Source organism: Sphingopyxis sp. OAS728, from assembly GCF_014873485.1.
Lineage (GTDB): Bacteria > Pseudomonadota > Alphaproteobacteria > Sphingomonadales > Sphingomonadaceae > Sphingopyxis.
This window is the reverse complement of sequence record NZ_JADBDT010000001.1, coordinates 1,848,488-1,872,376: the sequence shown is the minus strand read 5'-3', so window position 1 is coordinate 1,872,376 and position 23,889 is coordinate 1,848,488. Positions and strand designations below refer to the sequence as shown.

The following is a 23,889-nucleotide window of genomic DNA, read 5'->3' as shown; positions in this document are numbered from 1 at the left end:
GAAAGTTACGCCGCGCGGGTCGATGGAGTATCGTCGTCCATCCACGGGGCCAGTCGCTGCTTTCGCAGCTGATGTGCCGGGATGCGTTCGCTGATCGTAGCGTAGCGATTCCCGTCGACGAGCACTTCGGGCACGATTGCACGGCAGTTATACGTCGACGCCATCGACGCTCCATAGGCGCCCGCCGTTTTGAAGAGGGCGAGGTCGCCCTCCTGCACGCGATCGATCTCGCGTTCCCTTGCAAAGGTATCGCCGCTTTCGCAGACCGGGCCGACGATATTGGCTACAAATGTCCCACCTGCGGGGCGGACCGCCGTGAATTCGTGCCACGCGTCATACATCGCGGGGCGCGCGAGGTCGTTCATCGCCGCGTCGACGACGACAAAGGGGTGGCGGGCACCCGGCTTGACCCACAGCACGCGCGTCAGGAGGATTCCGGCCTCGGCCGCGATGAAGCGCCCGGGTTCGAACAGCAAAGTGGCGTCCCAGTCGCGCGTGACCTCGGCGACCATGTCGCCATAGGCTTCGGCATCGGCGCCCGGCTGGCCGGGACGGTAGGAGACGCCGAGCCCGCCGCCGAGATCTACATGGTAGACGCGGTGCCCCCGCTGGCGCAGCGCGCGGATAAGATCGCCAATCTTGCGATAGGCGGCCTCGAGCGGCGCGAGATCGACGATCTGGCTGCCGATATGGACCGCGAGGCCATGGAGGTCGAGGCCGGGAAGCGCCGCGAGCCGATCGTACATGCCAAGCGCCTCGTCGATCGGGATGCCGAACTTGCTGTCGAGCCGACCCGTGGTGATCTTGGCATGCGTGCTGGCATCGACGTCGGGGTTGACGCGGAGCAGGGCCGGCGCGCGGCGTCCGCGCTGCAATGCGAGCGCCGACAATAGCTGCCCTTCGCGCTCGAGCTCAAGATTGAAGCGACCGATTCCGGCGTCGAGCGCGGCGATCAGTTCGGGCGCGGTCTTGCCGACTCCCGAATAGACGATGTGGTTCGCGGTGATCCCCGCGCCGAGCGCGCAATCGAGTTCGCCGCCCGACACGATGTCGGCGCCGTAATTCTGATCGGCGAGCACGCGAAGCACGGCGGGCGAGGGATTGGCCTTGACCGCGAACATCAGCTGCTTGCGCGGCACCTTGCCGAGCGCGGCGCGGAAGCGCTGCGCCGAGCGGCGCAGCGCGTCGGCCGAATAGACATAGGCGGGGGTGCCGACCGCCGCAGCGATGGCGGCGAGGGGAACCGCTTCGGCGTGCATTTCGCCGCCGAGCAAGTGAAAGGAGGACATCAAATTGATCCTTTGGTGAGATGGGTTTAGCGCTGGTCGCGCCGGGCGCGGCGCGACGCGCGGATCGCGCCCGGCAGTTCGCGGTGGCGGCTCCGCTCGACGCGCAGCGCGAGCGCAGCCTTCTTGCCTGCGAGCAGGAGGAGAAGGCCGGCCGCGGCGACGAGCAGGCCGACGATGCCGATGAGGTCTGCAGCTGCATTGGTCGCGACGCGGGTCAGGGCATAGCCGATGCCGACCAGCGCCGCGCCGGCGGCGCGCCACAAAAGGTCGCGTTGGGTCATGACCGCTCGCGCTCCCGCTGCGCCTTGCGGTCCCACAACACGGTGTCGGCCGCCGTTCGGGCGAGAGCCGCGCGTTTGCGCGTGCCGGTATCGGATGCAGGGCAGAGCAGCAGGTCGGCCGGATATTCGGCCTCTTCGCGCATCGCTTCGTCGGGGTCGCCCTGTTCGAAGACGAGGCCGATCGCCGGATCGCTCTGCCGCGCGGCGGCGCGGCACGCGCTAGCGATCAGGCGCGGGTCGGCGTCGATGCCGCGACCTTCGATCGCGACGAAGCCCATCTCGCGTGCGCGCCGGACGGCGTGGATCAGCAATTCACCGGCGCCGCAATCGGCGTCGACGATACGGATGCTGCGGCGTCCGCGTTTGCGCAGACCCCGGAGCTTGCGAAGCATCGCGGGCCAGCGGCGATCCTTATCGGCGCGATCTTGCGCGCTCTGTGCCGATGCACCCCACATGCCCGTGGCGGGGGTCATCCAGACGATGCCGACGGGGGCACCATAGGAATAATGCATCACGAGCCTCCTCAAGCTGCGCGGTCGATCGCGCATTCGTCGTGGCGTAAAGGCTCGAACGATACGGCTGGGATCAGCGGACGCAGCGCGGCAACGATCCGCGCGCCGGGAAAGCCGCGGCACTCGGACCGGGCAAAGGCCCAGGCGGCGGTGCGCGAAACGAAGCGACCTTCAAGTTGTCCTTGGTGGCCCTGAACGAGCCAGTGACCGGCCGCATCGCGGCCGACGAATATGATTGACCCCGAAGGGTCGGGCTCCGCGGAAATCGCAGAAGTCATGGTGAGATGCTCCTTGGCTACTCAAATCGACCCCCGAAAACCGGGACTCGATGCGGGCAATCTATGGGGTCGCGCATAGGGATTCGAGATCGAGGAAGGGCGCCGCCCATTGTATTTTCATTTGTTTTCGAGGGCTCGCGCATGCGCTCCGAAAATCTGCAAAATCATATGCAAATACTATGCGAGCGATACTTTCGGTCTCTCGAATTCAAACGTGCGCCTCACCTATTTGGGAGTCCGCAGACGACTCGTGCCACGTCCCGTGGCCAGCGCCATGCTGGAGCAAACCCATGCAGGATCTCATCTGGGTCGGCATCATCCTCGCCCTGCTCGCGGCCACCCTCGGCTACGCGCGCCTGTGCGACGACGCATAAGGATTGATGCCATGACTCTCGACCTTTGGTTCGCGGGCGCGACCGCGCTCGGCCTTCTCATCTATCTCGTCGCCGTGCTCGCACGGCCCGAACGCTTCTAAGGGAGACGATCTCATGACCTTTCAGGGATGGTTTCTCATCATTGCGTTCGTCGCCATTCTGCTCCTGCTGACCAAGCCGATGGGACAGTGGCTGTTCGCGCTTTACGAAGGGCGCCACACGCCGTTGCACCGCATATTCGGGCCGGTCGAGGCAGGCTTTTACCGCCTGTCGGGTATCGACCCGAACGAAGAGCAGGGCTGGCGCCGCTATGCTGTTCATATGCTGATCTTCAATGCGGTTCTGTTGCTCTTTACCTACGTGATCCTGCGCCTTCAGGGCGTGTTGCCGCTCAACCCGCTCGGCTATGATGGCACGACGGCGGATCTTGCGTTCAATACGGCGGTCAGCTTCACGACCAACACCAACTGGCAAAGCTATGGCGGCGAGTCGACGATGTCGAACCTCAGCCAGATGCTCGGCCTGACGATCCACAACTTCCTGTCGGCGGCGACGGGCATTGCGCTCGCGTTCGCTCTCTTCCGCGGCTTTGCACGGCGTCAGATGAAGACGATCGGCAATTTCTGGGCCGATATGACGCGCGTGACGCTCTACCTGCTGCTGCCGATCTGCATCGTCTATGCGATCTTTCTGATCGCGAACGGCGTGCCGCAGACGCTCGCCGGTTCGGTCGATATATCGACGCTCGAAGGCGTCAAGCAGACGCTCGCGCTGGGACCGGTCGCGTCGCAGGAAGCGATCAAGATGCTTGGCACCAACGGTGGCGGCTTCTTCAACGCCAACTCGGCGCATCCGTTCGAAAATCCGAACGCGGTGACCAACCTCGTCCAGATGCTGTCGATCTTCATGATCGGTTTCGGCCTGACCTGGACCTTCGGCAGGGCCGTCGGAAACACCCGCCAGGGCTGGGCAATCCTCGCCGCGATGGTGACGATCTTCCTCGCGGGCGTCACGATCACCTATTGGCAGGAAGCCGCCGGCAATCCGATCCTCCACCAGCTTGGCGCCGCCGGCGGCAATATGGAGGGCAAGGAAGTTCGCTTCGGCATCGCTGCCTCGGCGCTCTTCTCGGTCGTCACCACCGCGGCCTCGTGCGGTGCGGTGAACGCGATGCACGACAGCTTTACCGCACTCGGCGGCATGATCCCGCTGCTCAACATCCAGCTCGGCGAAGTCGTGATCGGCGGCGTCGGCGCGGGCATCTATGGCTTCCTGCTCTTCGCGATCCTCGCGGTGTTCGTTGCCGGGCTGATGGTCGGACGCACGCCCGAATATGTCGGCAAGAAGATCGAAGCACGCGAGGTCAAGCTCGCGGTGCTTGCGATTGCGGTGCTGCCGCTGATGATTCTCGGCCTGACCGCCATCGCGTCGGTGACCGAGGCGGGGCTCGCCGGGCCGCTCAACAAGGGGCCGCACGGCTTCTCCGAAATCCTCTACGCCTTCACCAGCGCGGTGGGGAACAACGGGTCGGCCTTCGCCGGGCTTACCGCCAACACACCCTTCTACAACGGCCTGCTCGGCCTTGCGATGTGGCTCGGCCGCTTCTTCATCATCATTCCGATGCTGGCGATCGCGGGTGGGCTTGCAGCGAAGAAATATACGCCGGAATCGGCGGGCAGCTTCCCGACAACGGGGCCGCTGTGGACGGGTTTGCTGATCGGCATCGTGCTGATCGTTGGCGGCCTGACCTTCCTGCCCAGCCTCGCGCTCGGTCCGATCGCCGATCATCTCGCGATGATCAACGGCCAGCTTTTCTAAGGATATCCAAATGGCTCGGTCTGAAACCAAGTCCCTGTTCACGGCTGACCTGATCGTTCCGGCGATCGGCGACGCCTTCCGCAAACTCAACCCGAAGGAACTGATCCGCAACCCGGTGATGTTCACCACCGCGGTCGTCGCGACCTTGCTGACGCTGCTCCTCGTCGTCGGCCACGACGGCCTCGCGACCGGCTTCAAGCTGCAACTCGTAATCTGGCTCTGGCTGACGGTGCTCTTCGGCACCTTCGCCGAGGCGCTCGCCGAAGGGCGCGGCAAGGCGCAGGCCGCCTCGCTCCGAGCGACCAAGGCCGAACTCACGGCCAAGAAGCTGAAGGGCGAGGGAGATGCCTATGAAAGCGTCCCCGCCAGCGCACTCCGGGTCGGCGATATCGTGCTCGTCGAAACCGGCGACCTGATCCCGTCGGACGGCGAAGTCGTCGCGGGCGTCGCGTCGGTCAACGAGGCGGCGATCACCGGCGAAAGCGCGCCGGTGATCCGCGAAGCGGGCGGCGACCGCTCGGCGGTGACCGCGGGCACGCGCGTCATTTCCGACGAGATCCGCGTCCAGGTGACGGTCAATCCGGGGCAGGGTTTCCTCGACCGGATGATCGCGCTCGTCGAGGGCGCCGAGCGGCAGAAGACGCCGAACGAGATCGCGCTGACGCTGTTGCTCGTCGGGCTGACGATCATCTTCCTGATCGCGGTCGGCACGATCCCGAGCTTCGCAAATTATGCCGGCGGTAGCATCCCCATCGCGATCCTTGCGGCGCTTCTGATCACGCTGATTCCGACTACGATCGCGGCCCTGCTCTCCGCCATCGGCATCGCGGGCATGGACCGCCTCGTGCGCTTCAACGTGCTCGCCAAATCGGGCCGCGCGGTCGAGGCGGCGGGCGACATCGACGTCCTGCTGCTCGACAAGACCGGTACGATCACCGTCGGTGATCGGCAGGCCACCGAATTCCGCCCGGTCGGCGGCCAGTCGATGGCGGTGCTCTCGGAAGCGGCGCTGCTTGCCAGCCTCGCCGACGAAACCCCCGAAGGCCGCTCGATCGTCGCGCTCGCGCGCGAGAAATTCGGCCAGACGATGACCGCATTGCCGGCGGGCGCCGAGATCATCCCGTTCACCGCGCAGACGCGCATCTCGGGCATCAAGCTCGGCGATAGCGTGATCCAGAAGGGCGCCGTCGATTCGGTGCTCAAGGCCAATCCGGGCGCGGGGGCAACCGCCGCCGCAACCGAACTGCGCCGCATCACCGACGAGATCGCACGCGCCGGCGGCACCCCGCTCGCGGTCGCGAAGGACGGGCAGTTGCTCGGCGCGATCTTCCTCAAGGATATCGTCAAGGCGGGCATCCGCGAACGCTTCGGCGAGCTGCGTGCGATGGGCATCCGTACGGTGATGATCACCGGCGACAACCCGCTCACCGCCGCCGCGATCGCGGCAGAAGCTGGGGTCGACGATTTCCTCGCGCAGGCAACGCCCGAGGACAAGCTCGAGCTGATCCGCAACGAACAGCAGGGCGGCCGCCTCGTCGCGATGTGCGGCGACGGCACCAACGACGCGCCGGCGCTCGCGCAGGCCGACGTCGGCGTCGCGATGAACACCGGCACGCAGGCGGCGCGCGAGGCGGGCAATATGGTCGATCTCGACAGCGATCCGACCAAGCTGATCGAGGTTGTCGGGCTCGGCAAACAGCTCCTGATGACGCGCGGCGCGCTCACGACCTTTTCGGTTGCCAATGACGTCGCCAAATATTTCGCGATCATCCCGGCGATGTTCATCGTGCTCTATCCCGGATTGGGCGTGCTCAACGTGATGGGGCTGACCAGCCCCGAGAGCGCGATCCTGTCGGCGATCATCTTCAACGCGCTGATCATTCCGCTGCTCGTGCCGCTCGCACTGAAGGGCGTTGCCTATCGTCCGATGGGCGCGGGGCCGCTGCTCGCACGTAACCTCGCCGTCTATGGGCTTGGCGGCCTCGTCGCGCCCTTCATCGGCATCAAACTCATTGACCTCGCCGTTGGCGGCTTGGGTCTGGTCTAAGGAGACCGATATGAACAAGGATCTCATCAGCTCGCTGCGTCCGGCGCTCGTTATGACGCTGCTGTTCGCGCTGCTTCTGGGGCTCGCTTACCCGCTGGCGCTGACCGGCATCGGGCAGGCGCTCTTCCCGAACCAAGCGAACGGCAGCCTCGTCGAGGAAAATGGCAAGGTCGTCGGTTCGACCGTCGTTGGCCAGGCGTTCACGTCGGAGCGCTATTTCAACACGCGTCCGTCGGCGGCGGGCAAGGGCTATGACGGGCTCGCGTCGTCGGGCTCCAACCTCGGGCCGACATCGCAGGCGCTTGTCGACCGCGTGAAGGGCGATGTCGAGAAATTGAAGGCCGCCGAACCCGGCAAGGCGGTCCCGGCCGATCTCGTCACCGCATCGGGTTCGGGGCTCGACCCCGACATCACCCCCGAAGCGGCCTTCTATCAGGTCGATCGCGTTGCCAAGGCGCGCGGCCTTGCGCCGGATGCCGTCCGCGGGCTGGTCGAACAGAGCGTCGACAAACCGCTTCTCGGGATTCTCGGCGAGCCGCGCGTCAATGTGTTCAAGCTCAATCGACGGCTCGATGCTTTTGGGGCTAAACCCGCCGCGTGACAGACAAGGATCGACCATCTCCAGAGGCCTTCCTGCGCCAAGCGGCGCAGGAAGGCCGTGGGCGTTTGAAGGTGTTCCTCGGCGCCGCGCCCGGCGTCGGCAAGACATGGGAGATGCTCACCGACGGACGGCAACGGCGCGAGGCCGGAGTCGATGTCGTGATCGGCGTCGTCGAAACGCACGGCCGGCGCGAGACCGAAGCGCTCGTCCATGGCCATGAGATCATCCCCCGCCGCGACGTCGACCATCAGGGGCATAGCCTTGGCGAAATGGACATCGACGCGATCCTCGAACGGCGGCCCCAGCTGGTGCTCGTCGACGAGCTTGCGCATACCAACGCGCCCGGCAGCCGGCATCCCAAGCGTTATCAGGACGTAGAGGAACTGCTCGATGCCGCCATCGATGTCTATTCGACGATCAACATCCAGCACGTCGAAAGCCTCAACGACGTCGTCGCCTCCTTCACCCGCGTCCGCGTCCGCGAGACGGTGCCCGACAGCATTCTCGAAAATGCCGAAATCGAGGTCGTCGATATCCCTCCCGACGAACTGATCGAGCGGCTGCGCGACGGCAAGGTCTATATTCCGCAGGAAGCGACGCGCGCGCTCACCCATTTCTTCTCCAAATCGAACCTCACCGCGCTGCGCGAACTCGCACTCCGTCGCGCCGCGCAGGCGGTCGATGCGCAGATGCTCGACCATGTCCGCAGCCATGCGCTCGCGGGAAGCTTCGCGGTCGGCGAGCGGATCGTCGTTGCGGTCAGCGAACTGCCCGTCGCCGCCGAACTCGTCCGCGCGGGCAAGCGGCTCGCCGATGCGCTGAAGGCGCCGTGGAGCGCGGTCTATATCGAGACGCGGCGCAGTCAGGGCATGACCGACGATGATCGCCGCCAGCTCGCGGACACGCTGGCGCTCGCCTCGCGGCTCGGCGCCTCGACCGCGACCGTGCCTGCGGCGAGCGTCGTCGAGGGGCTGCGCGCCTTTGCCGCCGACGCGCGCGCGACGCAGATCGTGATCGGCAAGTCGGCGCGCCCTTGGTGGTTCGAGATGCGCCACGGCTCGGTCGTCGACCAGCTCGTGCGGACGATCGACGATGTCGCGGTGCATGTGTTGCCCGGAGAGCCCGACGCGAAGGCGGCTCCACGCAGCGCGGTGGTCGTTCCCGGTCGCTGGGGCAGACCGTCGGATTATCTGCTGGCGCTCGCCATGGTCGCGCTGATGACCGCGCTTGGCCGTCTGCTGCTCGAGGTCATCGACCTCGGCAATATCTCACTGCTCTATCTCGTCCCCGTGATGTTCGCCGCCGCGACCTTCGGCGTGCGCGCGGGCCTGTTCGCGGGGCTCGCGTCGAGCCTCGCCTATAATTTCTTCTTCCTGCCGCCGACGGGCACGCTGACCGTCAACAATCCGGAAAATGTCGTCAGCATCCTCGTGCTGCTCGGCGTGGCGATCGTAACCAGCCAGTTTGCGGCGCGGGTGCGGGCGCAGGCCGACCTCGCGCAATCGAGCGCGCGCCAGAATGCCGCGCTCGCCAGCTTCTCGCGGCTGCTCACCGCGGCACCCGATCAGGATACGCTGATGCAGGCAATCTGTGCCGAGGTCGGCCGTCTGCTCGATGTTCGCACCGTGCTCCTGCTGCCGTCGGCCGACGGGCCGACGCTCCGCGCGGCGGTGCCACCCGAGGACCGCCTCGAACAGATTGAGCGCGCCGCTGCACAATGGGCGATGGACAATGAGCAGCCAGCCGGGCGCGGATCTTCGACGCTCACCGCGTCGGACTGGCTTTTCCACCCGCTGCGCACGACGCGCGGGGTGCTCGGGGTGCTCGGCCTCACCCGCAACGATGCGCGCGAGCCGGTCCGCTCGGATCAGGTGCCGCTGCTCATGAGTCTGCTCGATCAGGCGTCGATTGCGCTCGACCGCATGGAGCTTGAAGAGGCGTCGCTCCGCACACGGCAGGTCGACGAACGCGACCGGCTGCGTTCGGCGTTGCTGTCGTCTGTCAGCCACGACCTCAGGACCCCGCTTACGACGATCCTGTCGGCCGCGCAGGAGATGCGGCGCCATCCGTCGCCGCAGCTGGCCGAGACGGTCGAGACCGAGGCGCTCAGGCTCAACCGCTTCGTCTCGAACCTGCTCGACATGGCGCGCGTCGAAGCGGGCGCGCTGCCGATGAAGGTCGAGGCCACCGACCTGTTCGACGCCGCCGCGAGCGCCGCGCACGACACGCGCGCGTCGCTGCTGGGGCATGAGGTCAAGGTCGACATCTCGCCCAATATCCCGCTGGTGCGCGTCGATCCGGTGCTGCTCCACCATTGCCTGATCAACCTGCTCGACAATGCGGGGCGCTATGCCGATCCGGGCACGCCGATCACCATTCGCGCCCGGCGCGGGGCCGACGCGATCTTCATGTCGATCATCGACCAGGGGCCGGGGATCACACCCGGAAACGAAAAGCGCGTTTTCGAGACATTCACCCGCCTCGAGGGCAGCGACCGCGTGAAGCATGGGACCGGCCTCGGCCTCGCCATCGTCAAGGGCTTTGCCGAGGCGATGGGGCTGTCGGTCGAGGCGAGCAACAACGACGATCCGCACGGCGCCTGCTTCACCATTCGCATCCCCGAGGGGCTGATCATCACGCATCTGAACGACAAGGAACTACCATGAAAGTCCGCCACAAGGTGTTGATCGTGGATGACGAGCTCCATATCCGCCGGCTGATCCATGCCGCGCTGGCGCGCGCCGACTATGCGATCGTCGAGGCCGAGAACGCCCGCGAAGCGCTCGACCTGCTGCGCGACGAGCGCCCCGATATCGTGCTGCTCGATCTCGGCCTGCCCGATCGCGACGGGCTGGAGCTCGTCCCCCTCGTCAAGCAGCAGTCCGATACGACGTTGATCGTCGTCTCGGCGCGCGATGCAACCGACCAGAAGGTCGCCGCGCTTGATCTGGGCGCCGACGATTATCTGACCAAACCCTTCGACACCGACGAATTGCTCGCGCGCGTGCGCGTCGCCTTACGTAACCGCATGACCCGCGACGGCGGCATGCTGGCGGTGACCGCGGGCGATGTGACGATCGACCTGATCGCGCGCACGGTCGTCAAGGCGGGGCGCGAGGTCCATCTGACCCCCAAGGAATATGCGGTGCTGGCGCAGCTTGCGCGGCACCCGGGCCGCGTCATCACGCATAACCAGATCATGGCGGAGGTCTGGCCGCGCGAGGTCGAACATCATGTCGAATATCTGCGCGTCCTCGTCCGCACTTTGCGCCAGAAGCTCGAGAGCGATCCGCAACAGCCGCAGATCATCAGCAACGAACTCGGCATCGGCTATCGCCTGCGCTCGGTAGGCGAAGAAGCCGGGCAGGGGCAATAATCGCGCAAATACTATGCCGATCATATGAAGTCCGGTCGGACCCGCTCTCGATTTCAAATGCGGTGCACGCCTATCTGATTGTCATGATAGGCGACGATTTCAAAAACCCGCCCAGTGCTTCGCGACACGACCGGGTCATCGACTGGCTGGGCGCGCAAGGGCCCTCGACACTCACCATCTATATGTGCGCTATCGTGGCGCTGGTCGCGTTTCTTGCCGACAAGATGAGCTGAACCCCGGTCCTCCCAAATTATACGCAATCTCAATGCGCCGCGCTGTTTCCCGATCTCGAATTTCTACGCGATGATGCGTAATTGGATGGCCTCCCTGCTGGAGGTCGCAATATGAAGAAATGGCACGAAAACCGCGCCGCCGATATCGGTCTGCGCGCCGGGGGCGCCGCGCTGCTCGGCATCGTCTGGCTGCTTGCCCTCAGGCTCCATCACATGGCCCAGGCGACCACGCCGCGCGATGCGAGCTCGCTGATGATCCTGCTGTCCGCGCTGACCTTCCTCTGCGCAAGCGCCGGCAGCGCGCTGCTGTTTGTCGGCGGCGGTCTTTGGGAAAGTGTCGAGGTGTCGGCGCGATGGAAGCGCGTCCCGACGCTCGCCTCAACCTCACCGATTTTCATCGAGCGCGACTTGGAAAATGATGTCGAGCCCGCGATGCAAAGTCGATCCGCCGCATAGTGAAATCACTATGCAAATGAGCGTCCGGCGCTCTCGATTTCCAATGCCGCGCTGATCTAGTTGGGCGTCCTCGCCAGCCTCCCCACTCCGGAAAGAGGCCCATCAAGAGGACAATATGAAGATCATTATCTCCGCCGCCGCGCTTCTCGCGGCAATGCTCCCGGCCGCCGCTTTCGCGCAGGACGAAGAGGCAAAGTCCGTCACGATCACGGGCTCGACAACCATCGCGTCCGACTATCGTTTCCGCGGCGTGTCGCAATCCGACAAGGAAATGGCGGTTCAGGGCGGCGTCACCCTGACGCATAAAAGCGGTCTCTATGCGGGTGTCTGGGGCTCCAACCTCGCCGGCTGGGGCACCTTCGGCGGCGCCAATATGGAACTCGACCTGATCGGCGGTTACAAGATGCCGCTCGGTGAAAAGGCCGCGCTCGACGTCGGGCTCGTCTGGTACATGTATCCGGGCGGCGCCGACGAATCCGATTTTGCCGAACCCTATGTGAAGCTCACCGGAACCGCGGGTCCCGCGACCTTGACCGCCGGCGCCGCTTATGCGCCCAAGCAACATGCCCTCGCCAATGTCTCGAATGCGCCCAACAGCCGCGGGCAGAAAGATGACAATCTCTATCTATGGGGCGATGCGGCGGTCGCGATCGCGGGAACGCCGTTCGCCGCAAAGGCGCATATCGGCTATTCCGACGGCAATCCCGGCCTCGGCCCCAACGGCACCAGCGTCGCGCCGACGGGTCGTTATTGGGACTGGTCGCTCGGCATGGATGCGACTTGGCGCAACTTGACCCTCAATCTGTCCTATGTCGATACCGACATCAGCAAGTCGGAAGCAGCGCTCCTGCAGCCCAATTTCAGCAAGGGGGGTGATGGCACCGGTTCGATTGCCGACGGCGCGGTGGTGGCGAGCGTAACGGCCGCCTTTTGACATGTGCACGGCCCGGGGTCTGCCACCCGGGCCGCTTTGCTCCATCGTGGCACACCAAATGCTATCCGCACGGATCATCTTGTATCCGGCACGTGCCCGCGCGGTCCGCTTGTATTCCCTGACGTTCAAGACATGTTGCATTGCAACAATATAACGCGAACCCCAGGGAGCTCCCCATCCCATGACCAAAATCGACTTGGCGCTCCAAGGCGCACCCGTTCGGACGCCGCTCGCGAAAGCGGCGCGGCGCGATGCCAAGATATGGCTCTGTTTGGGGCTGATCGCCTTGGACGGCGCGGCGCTCGCGGCCGGCTTTGCGGTGACGCTGATGATCGAGCAGCCCCGCACCATATCCGAGGGACTGTTGACCGCGATGCTGGGCGCCTTGTTCGTCCATTTCGCGATCGCTTTCCAGAATCAGGCCTATAATCCGCGGTGCCTGACCCGTCCGGTCAAGAGCGTTCGCCAGACCTTGCTGTCCTTCGCGACGACGCTGTTCGTCTTTCTGCTGGTCGCCTTTTCGTTCCGGCTGACCGGCAAGATGCCGCGTCTGGCGGTCGGCATGGGGATGGTGACTGCGGTGACCTTGTTGGTAAGCCAGCGGCTGTTGCTGTGCCGGATCGTGCGCCGGGCTTTCGGCGACATGACCGCCGAGCTCGTGATCGTCGATGGCGCGATCCTTCCGGCCACCTATTTCGGCCGCGAAATCATCGACGCGCGCGCGTCGGGACTCCGCACCGATCTCGACGATCCCTATATGCTCGATCGCCTCGGCACCGTGCTGCAGGATTACGACCGGGTGACGATCGTTTGCGCGCCTGAATATAAGGTCGAGTGGGCGCGCGCGCTCAAGGGCGTGAACATCGTCGGCGAGATTGTGATGCCCGAAATTGCGGCACTGGGGCCGCTGACGACGCGGCAACGCGGCGGGGTGACGACGCTGGTGGTGTCGTGGGGGCCGCTCAATCGCGCCAACCGTGTGAAGAAGCGTGCGCTCGACCTCGCGGTGACGATCCCGGCGCTGCTGCTTCTCGCACCGCTGATGGTGCTGGTGGCACTCGCGATCAAGCTCGATTCGTCGGGCCCGGTCTTTTTCCGTCAGGAGCGGATGGGGCGCGGCAACCGCATCTTCCGGATCCTGAAATTCCGCAGCATGCGCGTTGAGACGACCGACGCGAACGGCGCGCGCTCGGCGAGCCGCGACGATGATCGGATCACGCGCGTCGGCAAATTCATTCGCGCGACGAGCATCGACGAGCTGCCGCAGTTGATCAACGTGCTGTCGGGCGAGATGAGCCTCGTCGGGCCGCGCCCGCACGCGCTGGGGTCGACTGCGGGCGACGAGCTGTTCTGGCGGGTCGACCGGCAATATTGGCACCGCCATGCGCTGAAGCCCGGCATCACCGGCCTCGCCCAGATCCGCGGCTTTCGGGGGGCGACCAACACGAAGCGCGATATTCTCGACCGGCTCGAGTCCGATCTGGAATATCAGCATGGCTGGTCGTTGCTCCGCGACGTGTCGATCCTCGCGCGTACCGCGCAGGTTCTGGTTCACCGCAACGCTTATTGATTGACCGGCGCGCTTGCGCGCCGGTCTAGCCGTCGACGATCAGCGGCGCGCGGCAGGCGAGCGCGGTCTCGAACGCTTCGGCGCGATGCGTCGCGCGCATCAGCCCGGCATAATCGGCCGTCCACTGATCGGCGAAGCCCGCGACCTTGCCATAGCTGTTGTCGAGCAGCACGTGCGGGATATCGAGCAGCAGCGAGAGGATGTGCGCGTGCAGCCGGTCGGTGACGACCAGTTCGCCCGCCGACAGCATCGCGAGCCCGCGCTGAAACCGCCATTCGGCCAGCCGCTGCTGCCGCGCCGCGCGCTGCGTCATCGGGTCGCGGTTGAAGAGGCGGCCGAGCTTCAGCGATAGGCGCAGGCGGCGTTTCTGGCCGGCATCCTCCTCCAGCCAGTCGTCGGCGACGACGCCGGCGGGAAGCGTATCGGGCTGGCCGGCGGCGCGCTCATGATCGGTGCGCAGCAGCGCGAAAACGGGCACGGTGGCGGCGCTCCGCTGCTGGCGGCCGAGCATCAGCGCGGCGTCGGGGCAGAGATGGATCGCGCAGTCGAAATGCTGTTCGGCAAAGGCGAGCGAGCGCGCGTCGCGAACGAGCAGCGTGAACTGGCCATGTTCGCGGATCGCTTCGGCCATCTCGGCCGCCGCGGCGGGATCGGCATAGTGGATCGATTCGGGCATCTGGATGATCGGGCGGCCGCGGTGCGTGCGGAGCAGGTGGAGGCGGAAGGCTTCGTGCTTCGGCCACAGTGTGCCCATATTGCCGCCGCCATGGATCAGGATCGCCCCGCCGCCGATCGCCGCGCGGCAGGCGGCATCCTCGAAATCGGCGATCGCCGAATAATAGGCCGGAAGGCGGCCGCGCTTGCGCAGATACGCCATCTCGCCGAGCCAGATCGCCGAATCGCCGACATTCGAGTGATCGGGAAAGTCGACCAAGGCGAGCGGGCCCGCGGGCAGCACGGCATCGAGCACCCGGGCGAAACGCTGCGCGAGTTCGCCGACGAGCTGGTCGGCGGTTTTCTTGGTCATGTCGGAATCTTTCTAAAGCGTCTGAACAGGGAGAGGAAATGGCCGCGCCACGATCCGGAGATGGCGAGCAGCGCGATGGCATAGAAAAATCCGCCGATCGCGATGAGCAGCAGCAGTGACTGCCAGTCGGGCAGACGCGCATCGAGCAGCCGCATTGCGATCGCGAGCGCGACACCCATCAGCGTCGAGGCGAACAGCGGCGCGCGCACCGCGCGGAAGCTGTCGATCGGCCGAATTCCGGAAGCGCGGCGCAGCAGCCATATCTGCATCGGCAGCGTCAGATAGGCGCGCCCGACATAAGCGACGGCGACCGCGAACAGCCCATAGGGCAGCGCCGCGAGGGTCAGGATCACGCCCAGCGCCAATTGCGTCGTCGAAAGCGAGATCAGGCTGCGCGACGCGCCCAATACGCTGAGGGAAGGCGAGGCGAAGAAGTTGAGCGTGAAGGGCACCGCCATGAAGGCGAAAATCTGTGCAAGCTGGCCGGCTTCGTCCCATTTGGCGCCGAACACCGTCGGGATCGCGATCGGCGCCAGCGCGCCGAAGCCGACGAGCGCGGGAAAGGAGAGCGCCGAGGCGCGCGAGATCATCCAGCGATAGGCCTGCCGCAGCTCGGCGGGCTCATCCTTGACGCGCGCGAGCGTCTGCACCGCGACCTGCGTGAAGGGCTGGATCGCGCCGCGGCCGATCAACTCGACGGTGCGCCACGCAGTGCGATAGACGCCGACGGCGGCGAGCCCGATCCCGGCGCCGATCGCCATTTCCTGCACGCGCACGGTGGCAAGGAAGGCGAGCTGGACATAGATCAGGCTGGCGTTGAGCATGATGTTGCCGCGCAGGATCGCGCGCTCGAATTGCCATCCCGGCTTCCAGTCATAGGACGCGCGCGACAGGATGACGCCCACGATCTCGGTGACGAGCCGCTGGATGACGAGGCTCCAGAGGCCGAGCCCGGAAAAGGCGGCGACAACCGCGGCAGTGCCGCCGATCAGCCCGCCGACGACCGAGCGGAGCGCGGTGGTGCGATGCCCGAACTCGCGCAGGCGCAGTGCCATATGCGTGGCGCCGAACGAGGAGATCGGCAGCGCGAGGCTCATCACCGCGAGGGGGAGGGCGATGCTCGGCGCGCCCATCCAGTCGGCGATCGGCTGCGCCAATATCATGATCAGAAACGCGGATATGAAGGAAAAGGCCTGCTGCGAGCGATAGATGGTGTCGAGAAACGCCGGGCTCAGCTCCTTCTTTCGCGCGATCGTCTGGACGAGGCCCGCGGTTGCGATGATGCGGAACGCCTCGGCGGTCACCGCCATCACCGCAAAAGCGCCGATGTCGGCCTGCGTCAGCAGGCGCGCGAGGATCACGAAGACGACGAAGGAGAATATCTGGTCCGACAGGAAGCGCGTGATCGTCCAGCCGATCGAGCTGCGACTGCGTGCGCGGAGTCCCGCGTCGAAGCGGGCGGGGAGTTCAGCGCTCAAGCAGACGTCTCGCTTTCAGCATCCGCATGCGTGCGCGTTCGATATGGCGCCACGCCCGTTGCTTCATCGAATGATAGAGCGGGTCGCTCTTGGGCCCGAAGCGCGAATTGCCGATGTCCGACACGATCGCCGCCTCGAGGATCGGCGCGGGATAGAGCGCGAGATTGGGCAGGCCGTGCGACCAGGAACGGTCCATCGCATCGTCGATCGGGCGGCGGACGGTGCGGCAATGTTCGACCAGCGTCCGCGCGCCGTCCAGCGTGATCGCATAGCCCTGCGTGCCATAGGCGAGCCCCACGAGCTCGACGATCGTGCGCGAATGCTGGAGGAAATCGCGCCGGACTACGCGCTGCCAGGTCGGCCGTTTGGCGTAGAGCCTGAGATAATCGATGCCCTCGGCGTGGAGATCGGTGCGCGCGAGCGGTTCGAGATAGGCCCAGTCGACCACCGTGTCGTCCTCGAGGATGATCGCCTGCCGCACGCCGCGCGCGATCAAGTCCTGCCAGATCGAGAAGTGGCTGGCGTAGCAGCCGATCTCGCCCTTGCTCATCGGCCGGCCCTTGTTGCGGCGGATCGCGGCCTCGTCGATCACCATGTCGGGTGCGGGGCCGGTACACGCATCGAAGAATCGCCACGCCAGCGACGTGTCCGCCGCGCGCGCGGCAAAGGCCGCGCGGCGGGCTTCGGCGGATTCGAGCGACACCACCAGCACTTCGGCGGCTTCGTCCGATTCGGGCAGGATTTCACCCACTAATGTCGCTTTCTTCATACGGCTTCGGACGGCTGCGCAATGCAGCAGCGCCGACGGGCCCGGGCGGTCCTTGGTAGCGGGCAATGATGCGAGAGCGAAGGCACTCGGCCTCCGGTCGTCCGGTCAACAGGGCAACTCGTCTTCGCAGGTGCAGCATACAGTTGACCGGCATGGTGTCAGCGGCCGATTGCAGCGTCGCGGGGGCACTGAACAGGCGGATAAATGTTTCAAGTCGCAGTCATTGTACCCGTATGGAATGGCGAAGCCGTGCTCGGCCGTTGCCTTGATGCGCTCGTGCGCCAGACGGTCCCGCGCGACGCCTATCAGATCATCGTCGTCGACAATGGATCGAGCGACGCGACAGCCCGAATCGCGCGCAGCTATTCGGGTGTCGAACTGCTCGAAGAAAAGCGCCCCGGCTCTTATGTCGCGCGCAACCTCGGTATCGGACGCGTGCGGGCGCCGATCACGGCCTTCACCGACGCCGATTGCGAACCTGCCCCCGACTGGCTCGAGCAAGTTCTTCGCGCCGCGGTAGCCAATCCGGGGTTCGGCGTGCTCGCCGGCAAGATCGATCTGTTCGACGAGATCGCGCAGGAACGTGAGGTGTTCGGCGATTACGAACGGCTATTCAGCTTTCCCCAATCGCATGCCGCGCGCGGTAATTGCGCGACCGCCAATTGGGCAAGCGAGACGGCGTTGCTCAAGGCGCTCGGTGGGTTCGACGCCGCGCTGAAATCGGGCGGCGACCGGCAGATGGCGCTGCGCATCCGCGACAGCGGCCATCCGCTTGTCTATATCCCCGCGATGGTGGTGCGCCATCCGGTGCGCGCGAGCCGCGCCGAACTGGTGCGCAAGCGCCAGCGGCTGAGCGGCGGGCGCTGGGACCGCACCAAACAGCGCCCGCGCCTCGTTCATGTGCTGGGGGTCACGGCGGTGGATACGATCCGGCGATTGCGCCGCGCGGCGATCTCGCGCGAACTGTCCTTGCGGCGACGGCTGGCCGTGATGCTGCTGACATTGCAGCTCGCCGGGGTGGCGGTGAGCGAATTTCTCAATCTCGCGGGGGGACGGAAGGCAGCACGCGACTAATGACGAACCCCCATGACGCGCCCCGTTTTTCGGTGGTGATGCCGCTCTACAACAAGGCCGCGCATGTCCGCGCCGCGATCGAAAGCGTGTTCGCGCAGACTTTCCCGGCGCATGAAATATTGGTCGTCGACAATCGCTCGACCGACGGCGGGCGGGATATTGTTGCCGCGATCGGCGACGAGCGGATCAAGCTGCTCGACCTGTCGACGCCCGGGCCGGGCGGCTACGCCGGGCGCAACATCGGTATTCGCGCCGCGCGCGGCGACTGGATCGCGTTTCTCGATGCCGACGACCTCTGGGCGCCCGACCATCTGGCGGTGCTCGCCGAAGGAATAAGCGCCGACCCCGGCGTGCGCGCCGCGGCGACGCGGTTCGATCATGTGTTCGAGCATCGCTCGCAACTCCAGCGGATCGCGCCGCAGCTTGAGCAGGCGTGCAGCTTGGACTTCACCGGCTTTCTTTCGGCATGGCTGGCGGTGCGCGAATGCCCGATGTGGACGGGCGCGATCGCAATCCGGCGCGATACATTGTTCGAGGCAGGCCTCTTTCCCGAAGGACGCGCGGTGCGCGGCGGCGATAAAGACCTTTGGCTTCGCGTGCTCGCCAAGGGCGCGCTGCGTTACGACCCGCGGGTGACCGCGGTCTTCCACCGCGACAGCGAGAACAAGGTCAGCAAGTCGACCACGACGCTCGACGTGCCATGCCTTGTCGCGACCGCACGCGCGATGATGGCCGATGCCACGGCACGCGAAGCCGCGTTGCTGCGCCGGCTCGTGAACCAGGAAATCGCGCATTATGCCCGCTATGCGATGAAATATCCGGGCCGCACGGCGATCCGCGTCGGCGACCTCTATCTGCCCGAGGGGGCCGGAACCGCGGCGCTCCTTCTTGCGGCGAAACTGATCCCGGCGTCACTGCGGCAATCGAGCTACGCGCTGCGCAACCGGATTCGCGCGCGGGCGTGAAGCTCGCCCGCACCTTTGGCATCCTGCTTACCGGCGGGGCGTGCGTTGCCGCCTGGCTGTCGCTCGCGGGCGCGTTCGTGCCCGCGCTGGACGCTTTCGCTTCTTTCCTGCCGCTCTTCGGCGTGGCGACCGTGCTGGGCCTGCTGCTCGCACGGCGGCTCGGTTGGACGCTCGTCGTGGCCTTGCTTGGCCTAACGCCGGTGGCGCTCCGTATGGTGCCCGAACTGACGCGCGAGATACCAACTGCGCAAGGGGGCGCGCCGCAAATCCGCCTGCTCACCCATAATGTCTGGGGGCGCAACGCCGATCCCGCCGATACGGCACAGGCGATCATCGACGCCAAGCCCGATGTGGTGACGTTGCAGGAGGTCGACGGCAGCTTCCGCCCGATGCTCGCGGCGCTGAACCAGCATTTCGCCTATGCGACAAAATGCCCGCCGGGGTGCGACCTTGCCATCGTCTCGCGCTGGCCGATCGCCGACAGCGACTATTTCCTGAAGGACGCCGAAGGGCGGAAATTTGGCCCCGCAATGCTCTGGGCTCGGGTCGTCGGACCCGGCGAACAGCCCTTCACCGTGGTGACACTCCATTATCCACGGCCGACCTCGCGCGATCAGGCGGTGCGCAGGCGCGACGTGGTGCAGGCCTTGGCACGGATCGAACGCGGCCCCTTGATCGTTGCAGGCGACATGAACCTGACCCCTTGGGCCGCGGCGATGCGTGGGCAGGACCGCGCGCTCGCCCCACTCACCCGCATGACGCGTGCGCTGCCCAGCTGGCCGCGCGCTTTTCCTGTGCTGCCGATCGACCAGCTCTACGCCGGTCCCGATTGGGGGCTCGTCTCGGCGCGCCGGTTGCCGGCGACCGGGTCGGACCATGTGCCGGTCCTCGTGACGCTGGCGCGCCGATGAAACGCGCGATCACCTTTGCGCTGCTTGGCAGCTGCGGTTTCGCCGCGCCCGCGCACGCCCAGCAGTCGGATGCGACCGACGGGCTCGGCTCGGTATCGACCGAGAACAGCTTCGGCCGCGACCGCAATATCGCCGTGCTCGAGCGTCGCCGTCCCGATTACACGCCCGAACCCATCGAGCTGGGCGTGCTCGAACTGATGCCGCGGATGGCGATCGGCGCGGGCTATGACGACAATCTCTATGCGCAGGAAAACGACCGGATCGGCGACGGATATCTGCGCATCCGGCCGCGTGTCTCGCTGGTGCGCCCCTCGCCGAACCTCAAATTGTCGCTCGACGGCGAGCTCGACCTGCTGCGCTATGCCAGCCGGACGAGCGAGAATGCCACGCAATATTCGGTCAACGCCGGCGCGCTCTACACGATCAGCAGATCGAACACGCTGAACATCATGCTGCGCAACGGACGCTACAGCCAGGAACGTGTCTCGCCCGACAGCCCGACGCAGGCGGATCGGCCGATCCGGTTCACACAGAGCGGCGGGACGGCGACCTATACGCATGTCTTCAACCGGCTGCGCGTGCGCGGCGTGCTCGATGTCGAAAACCGCAACTTCAGCGACAGCGTGACCCCCGACGGCACGCCGATCGACCAGGATTTCCGCGATCACACGACCTACACCGGCAGCGCGGTCGGCGAATATGCGCTGAGCCCGAGCATCGCGCTCTTCGTCGCCGGCTCATACAACAAGCGCGATTATCGCGAGCGCATCGGTCCGGTCGCGGCGCGCGATTCAACCGGCTTCGACCTCGCTGCGGGTGCGAGTTTCGAAATCGGCCGCAAGGCGCGCGGCGCGCTGCGGCTCGGCTATCTCCATCAGGATTATCGCCCGGCGGAGTTCGAGGATGTCTCGGGCTTTCTCGTACGCGGCGAACTCGCCTATTTCCTCACCCCGCTGGTGACGATTACCGGCACGGTCGACCGCGGTATCCGCGAGACGGGGGTCAACGGCGCGACCGGCTATCTTGCGACCAATATGACGCTGCGGGCCGATTACGAACTGCTGCGCAACCTGATCCTCAGCGCGGGCGGCGAGCTCGAAAAGCGCGATTTCAACAATATTGACCGGCGCGACGACCGCTGGAGCTGGCGCGGCAGCGCTTCCTATCTGGTGAGCAAGCGGATGGCGCTGCGGGTCGACGTCCAGCGCCGCACCCAGTCGAGCTGGGGTGCGACGCCGGGCCGGGAATTTTCGGACAATCGCGTCTCGGTCGGCCTCACCTTCTCGGGCTTGTGAGGCGACCGGTCAGGCGGACTTCGCCGCGCGCGATCCGTAGAGCGCGCCCTCGCAGGCCGCGAGCAGTTCGGGCGGGGCGAGGCGATTGATATAGCCGTCGGATCCCTGGTCGGAGAGCAGCTTCGCGGGAATTCCGCCGACCACGCCGCGTTCGGGCACATCCTTGGTCACCACGGAATTGGCGCCGATCGCGGCCTCGGCGCCGATATGAATCCCGCCGATCACCTTCGCGCCCGATCCGAGGAAGGTGCGGTCGCCAATCACCGGCGCGCCGCGCCGGCTGCCACGGTTCATATAACCCAGAACCACCCCGTGGGTGATATTGACGTTGCTGCCGAGCACGGTGTCGCCATGGAAATAGAAGCCGCCAAAGCGGTTGAGGAACAGGCCCGGTCCGATCTCCATATATTCGGGGATCGCGAAGCCATATTTGTACCGCGCGCGCAGCAGCATCCACTTGGCGAAGGGGTAGAGACCGAACGCCTTGGCGGGTTTGAGCTTGAGCCAGCCGGCGGTGCGCATCAGCACCGTATATTTATACCCCGGCGTGAAGGCATAATGTTTGGCAAAGGCACCAAAGCTGACGCGCCCGGCGTAGCGATAGAGATCGGCAGCGAGCAGCGCCTTCAGCTTGGCGAAGCTCACCGGGCAGCCGCGCAGATGCGGCTTGCCGCTCTCGTCGGATATGGGTTCCTCGAACGCCGGGGCGGGCGCGAGCGATGCGGTGGCCATGTCCATCAGAAATAACGCTCGCCGAAACGGATCGTGTCGCCGGGAAGCACCGCGAAATCGGCGGTCATCGGATATTCCTGCTCGCCGGCCTCGCCCGCACGCTTCAGGAAAACGCGCTTCTCGTTGGCGCGATAGGTAAAGCCGTCGGCCTTCGCGACCGCGCCCCGGATCGTCAGCCCCTGCGTATAGGGATATTCGCCGGGCTTGTTTACTTCGCCAAGGATATAGACCGGCCGGAAATTGGCGACCTGGATCGAGACTTGGGGATCGAGCAGATAGCCGTCGCCGAGCTGCGCCTCGATCGCCTTCGACAGTTCCTCGGTCTGCAATCCCACCGCCTTGACCTCGCCGATCAGCGGGAAGGCGATCGTGCCAGCAGGCGAGATCTCGAAATCGCCGCTGAGTTTTTCTTCGCCAAAGGTGGCGACCTTGATCTTGTCGCCGGGGGAGAGGCGGAAGGCCTCGGCGGGCGGGGGCGCGGCACCGCTTCCTGCGAGCGGGGTCTGCCCGGCGCACCCGCCGAGCGCCATCAGCGCCCCCGCGAGCGCGATTTGCACATAGAATTTCATGACCTTACTCCCGGACTTCATGCTGCAATTTCTCTGATTTCGGACGCGGCGGACGACGCAGCCAGCGCCGCTTCGATCCGTTCCCAGTAATTTCGGGCCGCCTGTTCCACGCCATAAGCGCGCGATCGTTCGCGCGCCCGCACGCCGCAGGCGCTGCGCCGCGGTTCGGCGAGGACGCGACCAAGTGCGGCGGCAAAAGCCTCGACGTCATTGGTGGGCACCAGCGCACCCGCGTCGACATCGATCGCGCCGGCGATCGTCTCGCGCGGCCGGTCAGCGAGAATTTCGGACGGACCCGAGGCGCAATTCGTCGCGACCACCGGCAGCCCGCAAGCCATCGCCTCGACCAATCCGTTGGGGAAGCCTTCTGCATTGGAGGGCATCGCATAGGCCTCAGCCCGCGCGACCACCGCAAAGGGATTGGCGACAAAGCCGGGCATATCGACCCGGTCGGCGATACCAAGCGACGCCGCTAGCGCCTCGAGCGCGCCGCGCTCGGGCCCTTCGCCCAGGAGGACAAGGCGTTCCAACGGAGCGGCCTTGGCATAGGCGCGGAGCAGGAGCGGAAAATTCTTGTTCGGCATGAGCCGGCCGGCCGCGACGATATAGGGGCCGGGCGGCGTGAAGCTCGGCTGCTCCGCGGCGAGTTTGGCTATGCGCTCGTGGTCGACCGGATTGGCAATCGACGACATCCTCGCCCGTGCGACCCCGAAATTGGCGGCGAGATCGTCGACGACGCCGTCGGAGACCGCGATGACATGCGCCGCGCGCGGATAGACCATGCGGACCATCGCCTTGGCGGCGCGCGCGCTGCCCAGATGCGCGCTGGTGTTGACCCGCTCGCTGATCAGCCACGGCCGCCCGCGCCCCGCCATCGCCCAGGCGTTGGCGACATTGGCGCGCGTCAGGAAGCTGAGCGTCGCGTCGGGTGAAAGCCGTCCGACGAGCGCACGGAGCTGGGTCAGGCTCGGCAGAAATTTGTGCCGGGCGTCGAGCTGATGCACCTCGACCCATTCGGGCACGTCATAGGCGCGCGGCTCGTCGTCGAGCAGCGCGAGGTGGATGTCGTAACGCTCGCGCCATGGCGTCGATCCGCCGAGCAGCGTTGCAAGCACGCGCTCGGCACCGCCGCCCGCGAGCGAGTTGATCGCGAATAATATCCGCTTTCTGTGCAGCATTTTTCCTCGCTGGAATTGGGGGCTGAATTCGCCTCGGAACAACTCTTACCACGGCCATTTGTTGCGGTGCACACAAGGCGGCCCGCTTCATCGTCCGGGCGGGGCGGCTGGCCGAATAGAAG

24 protein-coding genes are annotated in these 23,889 nt (G+C 65.8%); 14 read left to right on the top strand and 10 right to left on the bottom strand.

Annotated elements, in window-relative coordinates; translation table 11 throughout:
- Positions 1–5: 5 nt before the first annotated feature.
- The 4 genes from lysA to GGC65_RS08645 are packed head-to-tail and all read right to left on the bottom strand — an operon-like array spanning position 6 to position 2,360.
- A complete protein-coding gene (gene lysA / locus GGC65_RS08660; RefSeq protein ID WP_192646790.1) occupies positions 6–1,289 on the bottom strand; it encodes a diaminopimelate decarboxylase in 1,284 nt (427 codons plus the stop codon).
- Positions 1,290–1,315: 26 nt separating this feature from the next.
- On the bottom strand, positions 1,316–1,570 hold the full coding sequence (locus GGC65_RS08655; RefSeq protein ID WP_192646789.1) for a hypothetical protein: 255 nt from the start codon (positions 1,568–1,570) through the stop codon (positions 1,316–1,318).
- Positions 1,567–2,082 carry an SAM-dependent methyltransferase gene (locus GGC65_RS08650; RefSeq protein ID WP_192646788.1) on the bottom strand — a complete coding sequence of 172 codons (516 nt, stop codon included), beginning with the start codon at positions 2,080–2,082 and terminating at the stop codon, positions 1,567–1,569. The genes GGC65_RS08655 and GGC65_RS08650 overlap by 4 nt, the downstream gene beginning before the upstream one ends.
- Before the next feature lie 11 nt (positions 2,083–2,093).
- Positions 2,094–2,360 (bottom strand): hypothetical protein, encoded by a 267-nt coding sequence (locus GGC65_RS08645; protein ID WP_192646787.1) that lies wholly within the window; start codon positions 2,358–2,360, stop codon positions 2,094–2,096.
- A gap of 385 nt (positions 2,361–2,745) precedes the next feature.
- Here GGC65_RS08645 and kdpF point away from each other — a divergent pair, with 385 nt between their 5' ends.
- The 10 genes from kdpF to GGC65_RS08595 all read left to right on the top strand — a co-directional run bounded on the left by kdpF (position 2,746) and on the right by GGC65_RS08595 (position 13,769).
- Positions 2,746–2,835: a K(+)-transporting ATPase subunit F gene (gene kdpF, locus GGC65_RS08640; RefSeq protein ID WP_192646786.1), complete on the top strand. Its 90-nt coding sequence runs from the start codon at positions 2,746–2,748 to the stop codon at positions 2,833–2,835.
- Positions 2,836–2,848: 13 nt separating this feature from the next.
- The gene (gene kdpA / locus GGC65_RS08635; protein ID WP_192646785.1) at positions 2,849–4,552 is read left to right on the top strand and encodes a potassium-transporting ATPase subunit KdpA; all 1,704 of its coding nucleotides are present in this window, start codon (positions 2,849–2,851) and stop codon (positions 4,550–4,552) included.
- A 10-nt stretch (positions 4,553–4,562) separates the two neighbouring features.
- Entirely contained in the window at positions 4,563–6,599 is a 2,037-nt protein-coding gene (gene kdpB, locus GGC65_RS08630) for a potassium-transporting ATPase subunit KdpB (RefSeq protein WP_192646784.1), read from the top strand.
- A 10-nt stretch (positions 6,600–6,609) separates the two neighbouring features.
- The gene (gene kdpC, locus GGC65_RS08625; RefSeq protein WP_192646783.1) at positions 6,610–7,200 is read left to right on the top strand and encodes a potassium-transporting ATPase subunit KdpC; all 591 of its coding nucleotides are present in this window, start codon (positions 6,610–6,612) and stop codon (positions 7,198–7,200) included.
- Positions 7,197–9,866 carry a DUF4118 domain-containing protein gene (locus tag GGC65_RS08620; protein ID WP_192646782.1) on the top strand — a complete coding sequence of 890 codons (2,670 nt, stop codon included), beginning with the start codon at positions 7,197–7,199 and terminating at the stop codon, positions 9,864–9,866. The genes kdpC and GGC65_RS08620 overlap by 4 nt, the downstream gene beginning before the upstream one ends.
- Complete coding sequence (locus tag GGC65_RS08615; RefSeq protein ID WP_192646781.1) at positions 9,863–10,576, top strand: response regulator; 714 nt, start codon at positions 9,863–9,865, stop codon at positions 10,574–10,576. The genes GGC65_RS08620 and GGC65_RS08615 overlap by 4 nt, the downstream gene beginning before the upstream one ends.
- A 62-nt stretch (positions 10,577–10,638) precedes the next feature.
- Entirely contained in the window at positions 10,639–10,809 is a 171-nt protein-coding gene (locus GGC65_RS08610) for a hypothetical protein (protein ID WP_192646780.1), read from the top strand.
- Positions 10,810–10,920: 111 nt separating this feature from the next.
- Positions 10,921–11,265 carry a hypothetical protein gene (locus GGC65_RS08605; RefSeq protein WP_192646779.1) on the top strand — a complete coding sequence of 115 codons (345 nt, stop codon included), beginning with the start codon at positions 10,921–10,923 and terminating at the stop codon, positions 11,263–11,265.
- 115 nt (positions 11,266–11,380) lie between these two features.
- The gene (locus GGC65_RS08600; protein WP_192646778.1) at positions 11,381–12,199 is read left to right on the top strand and encodes a TorF family putative porin; all 819 of its coding nucleotides are present in this window, start codon (positions 11,381–11,383) and stop codon (positions 12,197–12,199) included.
- A 181-nt stretch (positions 12,200–12,380) separates the two neighbouring features.
- On the top strand, positions 12,381–13,769 hold the full coding sequence (locus GGC65_RS08595; protein WP_192646777.1) for an exopolysaccharide biosynthesis polyprenyl glycosylphosphotransferase: 1,389 nt from the start codon (positions 12,381–12,383) through the stop codon (positions 13,767–13,769).
- Positions 13,770–13,794: 25 nt separating this feature from the next.
- Here GGC65_RS08595 and GGC65_RS08590 read toward each other — a convergent pair whose 3' ends face one another.
- Genes GGC65_RS08590 through GGC65_RS08580 form a run of 3 tightly spaced genes read right to left on the bottom strand, consistent with a single transcriptional unit; the run spans position 13,795 to position 17,043 of the window.
- Entirely contained in the window at positions 13,795–14,796 is a 1,002-nt protein-coding gene (locus tag GGC65_RS08590) for a polysaccharide pyruvyl transferase family protein (protein WP_192646776.1), read from the bottom strand.
- A complete protein-coding gene (locus GGC65_RS08585) occupies positions 14,793–16,274 on the bottom strand; it encodes an oligosaccharide flippase family protein (protein ID WP_192646775.1) in 1,482 nt (493 codons plus the stop codon). The genes GGC65_RS08590 and GGC65_RS08585 overlap by 4 nt, the downstream gene beginning before the upstream one ends.
- Positions 16,264–17,043, bottom strand: coding sequence for a glycosyltransferase family 25 protein (locus tag GGC65_RS08580; RefSeq protein WP_192646774.1), 780 nt, complete (start codon positions 17,041–17,043; stop codon positions 16,264–16,266). Before GGC65_RS08580 ends, GGC65_RS08585 begins: the two co-directional genes overlap by 11 nt.
- Positions 17,044–17,247: 204 nt before the next feature.
- On the opposite strand from GGC65_RS08580, the gene GGC65_RS08575 reads away from it, so the two are divergent.
- The 4 genes from GGC65_RS08575 to GGC65_RS08560 are packed head-to-tail and all read left to right on the top strand — an operon-like array spanning position 17,248 to position 21,288.
- Positions 17,248–18,117 carry a glycosyltransferase gene (locus GGC65_RS08575; protein WP_192646773.1) on the top strand — a complete coding sequence of 290 codons (870 nt, stop codon included), beginning with the start codon at positions 17,248–17,250 and terminating at the stop codon, positions 18,115–18,117.
- Entirely contained in the window at positions 18,117–19,082 is a 966-nt protein-coding gene (locus GGC65_RS08570; protein ID WP_192646772.1) for a glycosyltransferase family 2 protein, read from the top strand. The genes GGC65_RS08575 and GGC65_RS08570 overlap by 1 nt, the downstream gene beginning before the upstream one ends.
- Positions 19,079–19,993 (top strand): endonuclease/exonuclease/phosphatase family protein, encoded by a 915-nt coding sequence (locus GGC65_RS08565; protein WP_192646771.1) that lies wholly within the window; start codon positions 19,079–19,081, stop codon positions 19,991–19,993. The genes GGC65_RS08570 and GGC65_RS08565 overlap by 4 nt, the downstream gene beginning before the upstream one ends.
- The gene (locus tag GGC65_RS08560; protein ID WP_192646770.1) at positions 19,990–21,288 is read left to right on the top strand and encodes an outer membrane beta-barrel protein; all 1,299 of its coding nucleotides are present in this window, start codon (positions 19,990–19,992) and stop codon (positions 21,286–21,288) included. Before GGC65_RS08565 ends, GGC65_RS08560 begins: the two co-directional genes overlap by 4 nt.
- A 9-nt stretch (positions 21,289–21,297) precedes the next feature.
- Here the strand turns inward: GGC65_RS08560 and GGC65_RS08555 are convergent, their stop codons facing one another.
- From GGC65_RS08555 to GGC65_RS08545, 3 genes are read right to left on the bottom strand one after another with little or no spacing between them, the layout of a single operon-like run.
- Positions 21,298–22,020 (bottom strand): serine acetyltransferase, encoded by a 723-nt coding sequence (locus tag GGC65_RS08555; RefSeq protein WP_192646769.1) that lies wholly within the window; start codon positions 22,018–22,020, stop codon positions 21,298–21,300.
- 5 nt (positions 22,021–22,025) lie between these two features.
- Positions 22,026–22,589, bottom strand: coding sequence for a polysaccharide biosynthesis/export family protein (locus tag GGC65_RS08550; RefSeq protein WP_192646768.1), 564 nt, complete (start codon positions 22,587–22,589; stop codon positions 22,026–22,028).
- Positions 22,590–22,606: 17 nt separating this feature from the next.
- Positions 22,607–23,767 carry a glycosyltransferase gene (locus tag GGC65_RS08545; RefSeq protein ID WP_192646767.1) on the bottom strand — a complete coding sequence of 387 codons (1,161 nt, stop codon included), beginning with the start codon at positions 23,765–23,767 and terminating at the stop codon, positions 22,607–22,609.
- Between the last annotated feature and the right edge of the window lie 122 nt (positions 23,768–23,889).